This is a genomic window from Mycobacterium tilburgii, assembly GCF_902168065.1.
Classification (GTDB): domain Bacteria; phylum Actinomycetota; class Actinomycetes; order Mycobacteriales; family Mycobacteriaceae; genus Mycobacterium; species Mycobacterium tilburgii.
On record NZ_LR655705.1, the window covers coordinates 42,913 to 55,889 of the forward strand.

Consider the following 12,977-nt stretch of genomic DNA (forward strand, 5'->3'; position numbering starts at 1 on the left):
AACCTATATCAGAGGTGGCCGGCTACGACCCGCTGCGCTACGACGGCCTTCGGTACGGGGAGCTGCTGGCCGCCGCGGGCGTGCCCACCGAGGTGCACAACGCCGAGACGCTGGTGCACGGTTACCTCGGCTATGCGGGTGTGGTGCCCGCCGCCACCGCCGAAATGGAGCGGGGTCTGACCGCGCTGCGCGCCGCCCTGCAGCAATGGTCGCCGGTTGTACCGTGGTCTGATGAGTGAGTCTAACCTCGCCCGACCGGAGATCGATCCGACGTTCAAGGCGTTGCTCGACGCGTTCCCGATGGCCTTCAGCGCCGACGACGGCGTCGAGCTCGCCCGTGAGCGGCTCAAGCTGCTCAAGGTGCCGGCGGAGATGCTGCCCGAGCTGCGGATCGAACAGTGCACGATCGGCCACGGCGACCTCACCGACATACCGGCCCGGATCTACTGGCCGCCCACCGCCGCCAAGCTCTCACCCGTCGTGGTGTTTTATCACGGCGGCGGTTTCTGTCTGGGCGACCTGGACACCCACGACCACGTTGCCCGCGCGCACGCCGTCGGCGCCGAGGCGATCGTCGTGTCGGTGGACTACCGGCTCGCCCCGGAGCACCGGTATCCCGCCGGGGTCAACGACTGCTGGGCCGCCCTGCAGTGGGTCGGGGCGCACGCCGCCGAGCTGGGCGGTGACCCGAACCGCATCGCCGTCGCCGGCGATTCGGCGGGTGGCAACCTCGCCGCGGTCATGGCGCTGCTGGCCCGCGACAACGGCGGGCCCCGGCTGGCGTTCCAGCTGCTGTGGTATCCCGTCGCAACGGGCGATCTGTCGCTGCCGTCGCACACCGAGAACGCCTTCGCGCCGATCCTGGACCGGGAGGGCATCGACGCCTTCCTGTCCTGGTACCTTCCGCCCCACATCGACTTCGCCGACCCCGCGGCGCTGCCGGTCACCCTCGCCCCGGCCAACGCCGCCAGCCTGTCGGGACTCGCGCCAGCCTTCATCGGCACCGCGGGCCACGACCCGCTGCGCGACGATGGCGCGCGCTACGCCGAGCTGCTCAATGCCGCGGGCGTGCCCACCGAGCTAAGCAACGAGCCGACCCTGGTGCACGGCTATGCCAGCTTCGCCCCGGTGGTTCCCAGCGCCGCGGCTGCGACCGAACGTGGCTTGAAGGCGTTACGAAAGGCGTTGCACCCCTAGGAAAAACGGAGCCCTCCGATGCGTCACCAGATCAAACCCGACTACGAGACCGTGATCGTCGGCGCCGGGTTCTCCAGTATCGGTGCCGCGATCAAGCTCGACAAGGCCGGCCTGCACGACTACCTGATGATCGAAGCGGGCGACGGGGTCGGCGGCACCTGGCACTGGAACACCTTCCCGGCATCGCCGTGGACATCCCGTCGTTCTCCTATCAGTTCTCCTTCGAGCAGAGCCGGCATTGGTCACGCACCTACGCGCCGGGCCGGGAACTGAAGGCCTACACAGAACACTTCGTCGACAAGTACGGACTGCGGTCGCGAATCCGGTTCAACACCAAGGTCCTTGTCGCCGAGTTCGACGACGAACACTCGGTGTGGAGGGTGCAGACCGACCCGTGCGGGGAAATCACGGCCAGGTTCCTGATCTCGGCCAGCAGCGTGCTTACCGTGCCGAACCTGCCGGACATCGACGGTGTGGACTCCTTCGACGGCGTCACCATGCACACCGCGCTGGGATCACGACCAGGATCTGACCGGCAAGCAGGTCGGCATCATCGGCACCGGGGCATCCGCCGTGCAGGTGATCCCGCTCGCACCGATTGTCAACCAGCTCACCGTATTTCAGCGCACTCCGATATGGTGCTTCCCCAAGTTCCATGTGCCACTGCCGCCGGCGGCGCGCTGGGCGATGCGGATTCCGGGCGGCACGATGGTGCAGCGGCTGCTCAGTCAGGCCTTCGTCGAATTGACCTTCACCATCGCCGCGCAGTACTTCACGGTAGTTCCGCTGGCCAAGCGGATGGGCGAGATGGGGCGCCGCTATCTTGCGCAGCAGGTCGAGGATCCGGACGTGCGTGAGCGGCTCACCCCCGGTACGCGGTGGGCTGCAAGCGGCCGGGCTTCCACAACGAGTACCTGGCCACCTACAACCGCGACAACGTGCGGCTGGTCACCAAAACGATCTACAAGGTGACCCCCGGACCGGTGGCCACCACCGACGGCGAACACCACGATATCGACGTGCTGATCCTAGCCACCGGTTTCCAGGTGATGGACCCCGACAGCATGCCGACCTTCGCGATCACCGGCAGTGCTGGTGTGACACTGGCCCAATTCCGGAGCCAGCACCGGCTGCAGGCCTACGAGGTCGTCAGCGTTCCGGGCTTCCCGAACATGTTCAGCGTGATGGGGCCCTACGGTTACGTCGGCTCTTCGTATTTCGCGCTGATCGAGACGCAGACCCATCACATGGTGCGGTGTATCAAGCGGGCCCGGCGGCTCGGCGCGACCCGCGTCGAAGTCACCGAGCAGGCCAACGCCTGCTACTTCGCCGAGATGATGCGCAAGTGGCACCGGCAGATCTTCTGGCAGGACAGTTGCAAGCTGGCCAACAGTTACTACTTCGACAAGAACGGTGACGTCCCGATCCGGCCGTCGACCACGCTCGAAGCGCATTGGCGTAGCCGTCGTATCGACCTTGCCGACTACCGATTCACGGGCGTCGGCACCTGAAATCGCTGCGCCGCAACGACCTCAGAGAATCGCATCCGCGAGGCGATCGAGCTGTTCGACCGACTCGGTCGTCGGATGGAAGAGCAGCCGATCGAAGCCGAGGTCTCGATACCGGCTGACGGTGTCGCGGGCGTCGGCCGCCGAACAGACCATATCGGCGACGTTGAGCTGTCCGTAGTGCGGAGCGAATCCGTAGTACCACTCCAGCTGATCCCTCCCCGCTGCGACGGCCTCGGCCGGTCCGAGCCCGAAGTTCACCGATTCCTGCAGGTATGAACGCCGGGCCGACCCCGCGGCCTGCCAGCCGGTGCGAATGCGCACCAGCTCCGCCTGCTCGTCGTACTCGCGCACGGCACCGGCCGCCCACTCGTCGCCGAGGGTGATCACTCTGTGCACCGCAGCGGCGGACCGTCCGACGAACAGCGGCGGAGTCTGCACGGGCACAGGACATACCGGGGTGGCCTGGGCAACCGCTTCGCCGGCCCACGGGCTGCGCAGCCGCTTTACCTGCGTGTCTAGGATCCGTGGAAATCGGCGCCCGTGCTGGCGTACCATCTGGTCGGTTGCCCACACCCAGTCCGACGACCATCCGACCGCCGGATATCCGGGCCAGGCTGGCGAGTTGCTTAGCCAGCGGAACCGCCGGATACAGGGGGCCAGTAGCACATTGGTTATCAGGGTCGGTCGGGGCGGTGGCGCCGGCCGCGGTGGCCCGGGCAATCAGTGAGTCCACGCCGGGGTAGAACAGCCGGTCGATCGTCGCGACGGATTCGAAGCCGACCTCTTCGCTGCGACGTGCCCATCGGGTGATGGCGGGCCCGGAAACGTCGGCGATGTGGTTCGGCAGGCCAACTCCCACTTTCACAGCACAACCTCCCCGTTGATGTCGGTATTGACGGCGGCCAGCAGATTGGTCGCGACCACGGGTACCTCCGATGCCGAAAGGATGTGAGTCCATGGTCAGGTGCGCCATCTAGTTTGGCGAGGAAAACCCCTCTCATCGTCAGAAATAGGCGCGCTCTGCGCGTAATACGTAGAGTTTCCTCATAATGGAAGCCCTTGACGCATAATGTGAAGCCCTTGACGCATAATGTGAAGCCCTTGACGCATAATGTGAAGCCCTTGACGCACATATTCTGCACGCGCTGCAGGTCTCGTCGCGGGCGTCGTTCCGGCGCATCGCCGAGCTCATCGGTACCGGTGAACAGACCGTCGCACGGGGCGCTACCGGAGCCTGCGCCGCGACGGGGTGCTGCGCGTGATCGGCGTGGTGAATCCACGGGGTATACGGCGAATGCCAGTGAGGGTCCGCGTCAGGGCAAAACCGGACGATCTCCCCCGGCTCGCCGAGGCGCTGGTCCGCCGACCCGAGGTGGCCCGCCAACGTGATGGTCGTAGTGATCTGCCGCGGGCCAGCGGATCTGTACGGCTACCTGACGCAGCGTCTGGGCACCGTCGACCACATCCAGGCCTACGACGTTAGCGTCCGCAGCAAGCGGCTCAAGCAAGCCGGCCTGATCGCGCACGGCCGGTTGATCCACGCCCGTTGAACGAGCGACGCTAAGCTCGGCACGTGGCAAAGGAGTTTTCGAGTCGCGATGAGTCGCTGCGAGAATTCATCATCGGCAGGCCATGTTTCTTCGTCGCCACCGCGCCGTCCGAGGGTGGGCGAATCAACCTCTCCCCAAGGGATATCGGGACACCTTCGCCGTGCTCGACGATCACACCGTCGCCTACCTGGACCTGTTCGGCAGCGGGGTGGAGACGACCGCACACCTGCGCGACAACGGCCGGATCACGTTGATGTTCTGCTCGTTCAGCCGCAACTCGCGGATCCTGCGGCTGTTCGGCACCGGGCGCGCGATGCGCCCGGATGATGACGAATTCCCCGGTCTGCTGACGCATTTCGGGCACCAGCCGGTGTTCGCGCCGCCATCGTCGTCGACGTGGAGCGCATCGCCGATGCCTGCGGATTCGCGGTACCCTACTACGAGCTCGTCGACGACCGTCCGGTGCTGGACCACACCTACCACGCCAAGGCGGACGAGCAGACCTACGTGCGTGCCGTCAAGCGCAACCAGCACAGCATCGACGGGCTACCCGCTCTAGGACCCAAGTCACCCGCTGCCGGGCTAGATGGCGCGCTTGAGGTCGTCGACCTTGTTCAGCTGCTCCCACGGCAGCTCGATGTCAGTGCGGCCGAAGTGCCCGTACGCGGCGGTCTGCGCGTAGATCGGACGCAGCAGGTCCAGGTCACGGATGATCGCGCCGGGCCGCAGGTCGAACACCTCGGGGACGATCTTCTCGATCTTGACCGGGTCGACGATCGCGGTGCCGAACGTCTCGATGAACAGCCCGACCGGGGCGGCCTTGCCGATGGCGTAGGCCACCTGCACCTCGACCCGGTCGGCCAGCCCGGCGGCCACAATGTTCTTGGCCACCCAGCGCATCGCGTACGCCGCCGACCGGTCCACCTTGGACGGGTCCTTGCCGGAGAAGGCGCCGCCGCCGTGCCGCGCCCAGCCGCCGTAGGTGTCGATGATGATCTTGCGGCCAGTCAGGCCGGCGTCGCCCATCGGGCCACCAAGCACGAACTTGCCGGTGGGGTTGACCAGCACCCGGGTCGACGACGAGTCCAGGGTTTCGTGCGCCAGCTCGTCGAGCACGGACTTGAGCACGCGCTCGCGGATGTCGGGGTCCAGCGTCTTGTCCAGGTCGATGCCGTCAGCGTGCTGGGTGGAGACCACGACGGTGTCCAGGCGCACCGGGACGTCGTCCTCGTATTCGATGGTGACCTGGGTCTTGCCGTCCGGGCGCAGGTAGGGCAGCGTCCCGTTCTTGCGGACCTCGGTCAGCCGCCGGGACAACCGGTGGGCCAACGCGATCGGCAGCGGCATCAGCTCCGGGGTGTCGGTGATCGCGTAACCGAACATCAGGCCCTGGTCGCCGGCGCCCTGGGCGTCCAGCGGATCGGCCGCGCCCTCGACGCGGGTCTCGTGGGCGGTGTCGACGCCCTGCGCGATGTCGGGCGACTGGCGGCCGATGCCGATGTTGACGCCGCAGGTCTCACCGTCGAAGCCCTTTTCCGAGGAGTCGTAGCCGATCTCCAAGATGCGCTCGCGCACGGTGTTGGTGATGTCGGCGAACGCCTCTTTGGCGGTCGTGGTGACCTCGCCGACGACGTGCACCTGCCCGGTGGTCACCAGCGTCTCGACGGCGACACGTGAGCGGGGGTCCTGCGCCAGAAGTGCGTCGAGGACCGAGTCGCTGATCGCGTCGCAGATCTTGTCGGGGTGCCCCTCGGTCACCGACTCACTGGTAAACAGCCGACCCTTTTCGCTCACTGCGTCTTCCTTCCATACATGACTAATGTTAGTTAGGCAAATTATTTTAGGCGCCCTCAACTCAATCGGTTGAGCCGGGCGATTGCAACCGAGCGCTATCCGCTGTCCCCAGGAACGTCGCGATCGCGTCGACGATCCGACTGGCCATCAACGTCTTCGACCCGTGCTGCAAGGCCGACTCGGTGCCGTCGGACGCCAGCAGCCAACCGTCGTTGTTGTCCACCTCGAATGCCCTGCCGTCGCCGACGGCGTTGACGACCAACAGGTCACATCCCTTGCGGCGCAACTTCGCCCGGGCATGGAACAACGCGTCGCCGTTGGCGTCCCCGGTCTCGGCGGCGAAGCCCACGATAGCCCACATGTTGGGCAGCTCGCCGTGGGCTCGGGCGCGCACAGCGCCGGCCAACACGTCGTCATTGCGGACCAGGCGGATCGTCGGCGGTTCGTCTTTGTCGTTCGGGCCCTTTTTGATCTTCGCGGCAGCAACCTGCGCCGGCCGGAAGTCGGCGACCGCGGCGGCCATGACCAACACGTCGGCATCGGGTGCGTGCTTGGAGACGGCGTCGGCCAGCTGCTGCGCCGAGCTGATGTGCACCACCTCGACGCCGGCCGGATCGATCAGCCCGACCGTGTGCCCGGCGATCAGCGTGACCTCGGCACCGCGCTGGGCGGCGACCCGCGCGACGGCGTAGCCCTGCTTGCCCGAGCTGCGGTTGCCGATGAAGCGCACCGGGTCAATCGCCTCGCGGGTACTCCCGGCGGTCACCAGCAGCTTGCGGCCGGCGAGGTCGTACGGCAACGCGTCGGGGCGCTCCAGCAGCAGGTGGGCCAGGGTGGTGATCTCCTCGGCCTCCGGCAGCCTGCCCTTGCCGCTGTCGGCGCCGGTGAGCCGTCCGAATGCCGGTTCCAGCACCACGGCGCCCCGGCGGCGCAACGTGGCCACGTTGTCGACCGTGGCCGGGTGCAGCCACATCTCGGTGTGCATTGCGGGCGCTAACAGCACAGGACAGCGCGCCGTAAGCAATGTCGCGGTCAGCAGGTCGTCGGCGCGGCCGTGCACGGCGCGGGCCAGCAGGTCGGCCGTCGCAGGGGCTACCACCACCAGATCCGCGTGCTGGCCGAGCCGAACGTGGGGCATCTCGGGGACGTCGGAGAAAACGCCGGTATGCACCGGGTGGCCGGAGAGCGCCTCGAAAGTGGCGGCCCCGACGAAGCGCAACGCGGATTCGGTGGGGATGATACGGACGTCATGGCCGGCCTCGGCGAGCTGTCGAACGACGGTACATGCCTTGTACGCGGCGATCCCCCCGGAGACGCCGACTACGACCCGCTTGCGGTCCACCTATGCGGGCCCTTCCTCGCTGAAGCGGTTGCCCATGATGATCACGGCGCGTCCGGCCCGGGCCCGTTATTCGCCTTCGGTGTGTTCGAGCAGGTCGCCGTGGATTTCACGCATCGCGATCGAGAGCGGCTTTTCCTGCAGACCCGGCTCGACCAACGGTCCGACGTACTCGAGGATGCCCTCGCCGAGCTGGTTGTAGTAGTCGTTGATCTGCCGGGCGCGCTTGGCAGCGTAGATCACCAGTGCGTACTTGCTCGAGACGCGGTCCAGCAACTCGTCGATGGGCGGATTGGTGATGCCCAGCGGGGTGTCGTAGGCGTGCTGAACGCCGGACGACGGATCGAAATGGTCGACGGCAGACAGCGATGTGTTGAACTGCGGCATACTCACTAAGACTTTCTCCTGGCGCTTGACCTGCTCAAGAGCGGTGAAACGGCTAAAACCCTGATTCTCGCGCCTGGCGAGTCGGCTCATGCCGTGCCACGCGCGTTTCCCACCAGCAAGGATACCAATTCTGCGCAGGCAGACTCCAATTGCCTGTTGACCACCACCCGGTCGAAGTCATCCTGGGCGGCCAGTTCCACCCGGGCGGTCTCCAGTCGGCGCGCCATCGCCTCGGGCGTCTCGGTGCCCCGTCCGACAAGCCTGGCGTGCAGGTCTTCCCAGCTCGGCGGCGCCAAAAACACCGTGATGACCTCTGGCATGGCCTTTTTGATCGCCTGAGCACCGGCCAGGTCCACCTCGATGAGCACCGGGAATCCCGCGCAGGTCGCGGCCAGTACGGGCGCCGCCAAAGTGCCCGACCGCTGCAGTCCGCCGTGGATTTCGGCCCACTCCAGCAGGGCGCCCTCGTCGATCAGTTCCTGAAAGCGGGCGGCGCTCACAAAGTGGTAGTCGACACCGTCGACCTCGCCGGGACGCGGCGCCCGCGTGGTGGCCGAGACGCTGAAGTGCAGGTTCGGTATGCGCTCGCGCAGACACCGAACCACGCTCGACTTGCCGACCGCCGAGGGACCGGACAGCACGACCACACGACCCTGGCCTGCTGACTCAGGACACGCGACGTGCTCGACGTCCGGTCCCCCATCGGCGCTCATTGGCGCGCCTCGGCGGGTGCGCCCACAGGCCATGCGGCCTGCATTGGCGGCAAGCTAGGCGGAGCCGAACTTTTCCAGCAGGGCCTTACGCTGGCGATCGCCGAGACCACGCAGGCGGCGGGTCGGGGCGATCTCGAGCTCGGTCATGATTTCCTGCGCTTTGACCTTGCCCACCTTCGGCAACGCCTCCAACAGCGCGGACACCTTCATCTTGCCCAGGACTTCGTCGCTCTCGGCGTCCTTAAGTACCTGGGTGAGGTTGGTGCCGCCCCGCTTGAGGCGGTCTTTCAGCTCTGCTCTGGCTCGACGTGCGGCAGCCGCCTTCTCCAACGCGGCCGCGCGCTGCTCGTCGGTCAACTGGGGAAGGGCCACGATTCCTCCGTATCTGATCAATCTTTTGTCTCGGCCGAGCGCTCTTGAGCCCAGCGGAGACGACCGTACTCACGGTTCCTGACGAAATCTAACCCGACCCCCAGGTTATGAGCTCAAATGCCCAGCTTGTGCCCCGCCCAAGCACGCGGGCGCGGCCATGCTCGGGCATCGCTGGCGACGTCCGTATCCGGTGTTCGCGCGGGCGCTGCGCGGCCCCGAAATGACCTGCCAATCCGACCTTTACCTGCACTTTTGTGTCCCAGCCCGGAGGGGGTGACGGCGGCACCCGCGGCCCGGCGGACGACGCTCGGAAGTAGCCGTGCGAGGGATCACGATTTGCCGCGGCGCGTCGCGCGTGTCGCGCAGCCGACAAACCCCAGGTCGACGCATGGATGCGGGCGCGGGAGCCGGCGCGAGCGGTTAACCGGGTCGCCGGCGGTGCCGTTACTGGGCGCTGTCTGGGGTGCCGTTTCGGGTGCTGTCTCAGGTGCTGAGGTACGCCACGGCGTCCAGCATCCGCTCGCCCACCGCACGCAGATCCACCACCTTCGGCCCGGTCCGCAGCACCTCGCGGGCCACCGCGGGTAGCAGTTGGTCCGGCGCGGCCCCACCGAGGCCGCCAAGCGCCTCGGGACGCCCGCCCTGCGCTCCTACCCCGGGAACCAGCACCGGTCCTCCCAGCGCGCTCACATCGGGCGCCTCGAAGACCGTCGCGCCGACCACCACCCCGACGTAACCCGGCCCCGGCGGATGCGTGGACCGGTTGACCACCGCGGCCTGGTCGACGACCAGCTGGGCCACGGTGCGCCCGTCGAAGGTGGCGCGCTGCACGGTCCCGCCCTCCGGGTTGGACGTCGCCGCAAGCACGAACACCCCCCGGTCGTGCGCGGCGGCGGTTTCCAGCAACGGCCGCAACGAGCCGAAGCCCAGATAGGGCGAGACGGTCACCGCGTCGGCGGCCAGCGGCGAGTCGCCGACCCAGGCCGCCGCGTAGGTGGCCATCGTCGTCCCGATGTCGCCGCGCTTGGCGTCGGCCACTACCAGCACCCCGACAGAGCGCAGCGCGGCGATCGTGCGTTCCAGCACCGCGTAGCCGGCGGCGCCGTAAGACTCGAAGAAAGCCACCTGAGGCTTTACGACAGCGAATCCGGCGAAGGCGTCGACGCAGATGTCGCAGAACCTGGCCAGCCCGTCGGCGGTGGTCGGCAGCCCCCAGGCCCGCAGCAGTTCGGGATGCGGGTCAATGCCCAGGCACAGCGGCCCACGGCTCGACTTCGCCGCGGCCAGCCGGATCCCGAACCCGGTCACCTGACGCCCTTTGCCAGGGCCGTGTCAGCATACCCGTTCGGCCCTATCATGCTGTGCAGCTCCTGCAGCGATCGCACCCCGATGTCGCCGCGGATGCCGGCCTCGATGCCCTGCACCGCAGCCGACGCCCCCTGCACCGTCGTGACACACGGAATGTTGACCGACACCGCGACGGAACGGATTTCGTAGCCGTCGATGCGCGGGCCGGAGTTGCCGTACGGGGTGTTGATCACCATGTCGACCTCACCGGCCCGGATCGCCTCGACCGCCGATACCTCCGGCCTCCCGGGCCGTGGCGCCTCGAAGTGCTTGCGGACCTCGTCGCATGGAATTCCGTTGCGGCGCAACATTTCCGCAGTTCCCTCGGTGGCCAGCACGCGGAAGCCCAGATCGGCCAGCCGCTTGACCGGGAAGACCAGTGAGCGCTTGTCCCGGTTTGCCACCGAGACGAACACGGTGCCCTGCGCGGGCAGCGAACCGTAGGCGGCGGTCTGGCTCTTGGCGAAGGCCGTGCCGAAGTCGCGGTCGATGCCCATCACCTCGCCGGTGGATTTCATCTCCGGGCCCAGCAGCGAATCGATGGCTGAGCCGTCGGCGCGGCGGAACCGGTGGAACGGCAGCACCGCCTCCTTGACCGCGATCGGGGCGTACGGATCCGCCGCGGCGCCGTCCCCGGAGGCCGCCAGCATGCCTTCGTCGCGTAGCTGGGAAATGGTAGTGCCCAACATGATCCGCGCGCACGCCTTGGCCAGCGGAACGGCGGTGGCCTTGGAGACGAACGGCACGGTACGGCTGGCCCGCGGGTTGGCCTCCAGCACGTAGAGCACGTCGTCTTTGAGAGCGTACTGCACGTTGAGCAGACCCACCGCGCCGATACCGTGCGCGATGGCCTCGGTCGCGCGGCGCACCTTCTCGATGTCGCTGCGCCCCAGCGTCACCGGCGGCAGGGCGCACGCCGAGTCGCCGGAGTGAATGCCGGCTTCCTCGATGTGTTCCATGATTCCTCCGATGTACACCTCGGAGCCGTCGCAGAGCGCGTCGACATCGATCTCGACCGCATCCTCGAGGAACCGGTCGACCAGCACCGGGTGCTCGGGTGAGAGCTGGGTGGCGCGGGTGATGTAACTTTTCAGCGTCTCTTCGTCGTACACGATCTCCATGCCGCGACCGCCCAGCACGTAGGACGGGCGGACCAGCACCGGGTAGCCGATCTCGTCGGCGATCCGGCGGGCCTGCACGAAAGTGGTTGCGGTGCCGTACTTCGGCGCCGGCAGCCCCGCCGCGGTCAGCACATCGCCGAACGAGCCGCGGTCCTCGGCTAGGTCGATGGCCTCGGGCGGGGTGCCGACGATCGGAACACCGGCGTCGGCCAGGCTCTGGGCCAACCCCAAGGGAGTCTGACCGCCGAGCTGGACGACGACGCCCACCACGCCCGGCCCGCCCTCCGCGGATTGTGCTTCGGCCCAGAATACCTCCAGGACGTCCTCGAACGTGAGCGGTTCGAAGTAGAGCCGGTCGGCGGTGTCGTAATCGGTGGACACCGTCTCGGGGTTGCAGTTGACCATCACCGTCTCAAAACCGGCCTGGCTCAGCGTGGTTGCCGCGTGCACACAGCTGTAGTCGAACTCGATGCCCTGGCCGATCCGGTTCGGTCCTGACCCCAGGATCAGCACCTTGGGCTTCTCGGTCTGCGGCGCGACCTCGCTCTCCGCGGCGGGATCCAGTTCGTAGCTGCTGTAGTGGTAAGGCGTCTTGGCCTCAAACTCGGCCGCGCAGGTGTCCACCGTCTTGAACACCGGGTGCACGCCGCGCCGCGCGCGCAGCGAGCGCACCCCGGCCTCGCCGGCCAACTCCGGTCGCAGCGCCGCGATCTGGCGGTCGGACAGCCCGCTGTGCTTGCCGCGTCGCAGCAGTTCGGCGCCGAGCACGGGCGCCGCGGTCAGCTCCTCGCGCAGCGCCACCAGTTCGCCGATCTGGGCGACGAACCACGGGTCCACCCCGCTAGCCTTGGCGACCTGTTCCACCGACACGCCCAGCCGCAATGCGAACTCGATGTCGTAGAGGCGTCCGTCGGTCGGTGTCTGCAGCCGGGTCAGCACCTCATCGACGCCGCCGTCAGGGTCGGGTCCGGTCCAGAAGCCGGCCCGGTCGGTCTCCAGCGACCGCATCACCTTGCCCAGCGACTCGATGAAGTTGCGGCCTAACGACATTACCTCACCGACTGATTTCATAGTGGTGGTCAGGGTCGGGTCGGCGCCGGGAAACTTCTCGAACGCGAACCGCGGCGCCTTGACCACGACATAGTCCAGGGTGGGCTCGAAGCAGGCCGGCGTCTCCTTGGTGATGTCGTTGACGATTTCGTCCAGGGTGTAGCCGATCGCCAGCTTGGCCGCGATCTTGGCGATCGGAAAGCCGGTGGCCTTGGAGGCCAGCGCGCTGGACCGGGACACCCGGGGGTTCATTTCGATGACGATCAGCCGGCCGTCGGTCGGGTTGATCGCGAACTGAATATTGCAGCCGCCGGTGTCGACGCCGACCTCGCGCAGGATCGCGATGCCCAGATCCCGCATCCGCTGGTATTCCCGGTCGGTCAGCGTCATGGCGGGCGCGACGGTGACCGAGTCGCCGGTGTGCACCCCCTGTTTCTTATACAAATCTCCGAGCCCACGAGACAGGCAGAAAACTCGTATTCCGTCTTCTGCTTGAAAAAAAAAAAAAAGACGAATAGAACGTGAGAGACGAAAGAGACAGTGTTCAGTAAGATGTGTAGTCAGTTAGGTAGATAGTTTGTAGTATGAGTAAGATG

The 12,977-nt window shown here is 67.0% G+C and carries 12 protein-coding genes and 3 pseudogenes; 6 read left to right on the forward strand and 9 right to left on the reverse strand.

The genetic code is table 11. The annotated features are described in order from the left end of the window. Positions 1-14 precede the first annotated feature (14 nt). The 3 genes and pseudogenes from FQ389_RS22330 (at position 15) to FQ389_RS08810 (ending at position 2,708) form a co-directional block, all read left to right on the forward strand. A complete protein-coding gene (locus tag FQ389_RS22330) occupies positions 15-239 on the forward strand; it encodes an alpha/beta hydrolase (RefSeq protein ID WP_407662818.1) in 225 nt (74 codons plus the stop codon). Continuing rightward, positions 232-1,197 (forward strand): alpha/beta hydrolase, encoded by a 966-nt coding sequence (locus FQ389_RS08805; protein WP_144206875.1) that lies wholly within the window; start codon positions 232-234, stop codon positions 1,195-1,197. The genes FQ389_RS22330 and FQ389_RS08805 overlap by 8 nt, the downstream gene beginning before the upstream one ends. Before the next feature lie 30 nt (positions 1,198-1,227). Next, a pseudogene (locus FQ389_RS08810) lies at positions 1,228-2,708 on the forward strand (flavin-containing monooxygenase). Between the two features lie 21 nt (positions 2,709-2,729). Here the strand turns inward: FQ389_RS08810 and FQ389_RS08815 are convergent. Further along, on the reverse strand, positions 2,730-3,281 hold the full coding sequence (locus FQ389_RS08815; protein ID WP_260860606.1) for a hypothetical protein: 552 nt from the start codon (positions 3,279-3,281) through the stop codon (positions 2,730-2,732). A gap of 43 nt (positions 3,282-3,324) precedes the next feature. Next, positions 3,325-3,681 (reverse strand): annotated as a pseudogene (locus FQ389_RS19545) (hypothetical protein); the annotation flags it as partial. A gap of 172 nt (positions 3,682-3,853) precedes the next feature. On the opposite strand from FQ389_RS19545, the gene FQ389_RS19550 reads away from it, so the two are divergent. The 3 genes from FQ389_RS19550 to FQ389_RS08825 all read left to right on the forward strand — a co-directional run bounded on the left by FQ389_RS19550 (position 3,854) and on the right by FQ389_RS08825 (position 4,817). After that, entirely contained in the window at positions 3,854-3,970 is a 117-nt protein-coding gene (locus tag FQ389_RS19550; protein WP_407662822.1) for a hypothetical protein, read from the forward strand. Positions 3,971-4,093: 123 nt separating this feature from the next. Beyond that, positions 4,094-4,258, forward strand: a complete 165-nt coding sequence (locus tag FQ389_RS19555; RefSeq protein WP_260860604.1) for a hypothetical protein — start codon at positions 4,094-4,096, stop codon at positions 4,256-4,258. Positions 4,259-4,418: 160 nt separating this feature from the next. Then, positions 4,419-4,817: a hypothetical protein gene (locus FQ389_RS08825; protein ID WP_260860605.1), complete on the forward strand. Its 399-nt coding sequence runs from the start codon at positions 4,419-4,421 to the stop codon at positions 4,815-4,817. Between the two features lie 23 nt (positions 4,818-4,840). On the opposite strand, the gene metK is transcribed toward FQ389_RS08825, so the two are convergent. The 7 genes and pseudogenes from metK to carB all read right to left on the reverse strand — a co-directional run. Continuing rightward, positions 4,841-6,052, reverse strand: coding sequence for a methionine adenosyltransferase (gene metK, locus FQ389_RS08830; RefSeq protein WP_144206877.1), 1,212 nt, complete (start codon positions 6,050-6,052; stop codon positions 4,841-4,843). Between the two features lie 61 nt (positions 6,053-6,113). After that, positions 6,114-7,394: a bifunctional phosphopantothenoylcysteine decarboxylase/phosphopantothenate--cysteine ligase CoaBC gene (gene coaBC / locus FQ389_RS08835; protein ID WP_144206879.1), complete on the reverse strand. Its 1,281-nt coding sequence runs from the start codon at positions 7,392-7,394 to the stop codon at positions 6,114-6,116. A 66-nt stretch (positions 7,395-7,460) separates the two neighbouring features. Next, positions 7,461-7,778 (reverse strand): DNA-directed RNA polymerase subunit omega, encoded by a 318-nt coding sequence (rpoZ, locus tag FQ389_RS08840; protein WP_407662823.1) that lies wholly within the window; start codon positions 7,776-7,778, stop codon positions 7,461-7,463. A gap of 86 nt (positions 7,779-7,864) precedes the next feature. Further along, the gene (gene gmk / locus FQ389_RS08845) at positions 7,865-8,491 is read right to left on the reverse strand and encodes a guanylate kinase (RefSeq protein WP_144206883.1); all 627 of its coding nucleotides are present in this window, start codon (positions 8,489-8,491) and stop codon (positions 7,865-7,867) included. 54 nt (positions 8,492-8,545) lie between these two features. Next, positions 8,546-8,863, reverse strand: a complete 318-nt coding sequence (mihF, locus tag FQ389_RS08850) for an integration host factor, actinobacterial type (RefSeq protein ID WP_003407240.1) — start codon at positions 8,861-8,863, stop codon at positions 8,546-8,548. Between the two features lie 483 nt (positions 8,864-9,346). Continuing rightward, positions 9,347-10,171 (reverse strand): orotidine-5'-phosphate decarboxylase, encoded by an 825-nt coding sequence (pyrF, locus tag FQ389_RS08855; protein WP_144206885.1) that lies wholly within the window; start codon positions 10,169-10,171, stop codon positions 9,347-9,349. Then, a pseudogene (gene carB, locus FQ389_RS08860) lies at positions 10,168-12,810 on the reverse strand (carbamoyl-phosphate synthase large subunit); the annotation flags it as partial. The pseudogene carB and the gene pyrF, both read right to left, overlap by 4 nt. Positions 12,811-12,977: the final 167 nt, after the last annotated feature.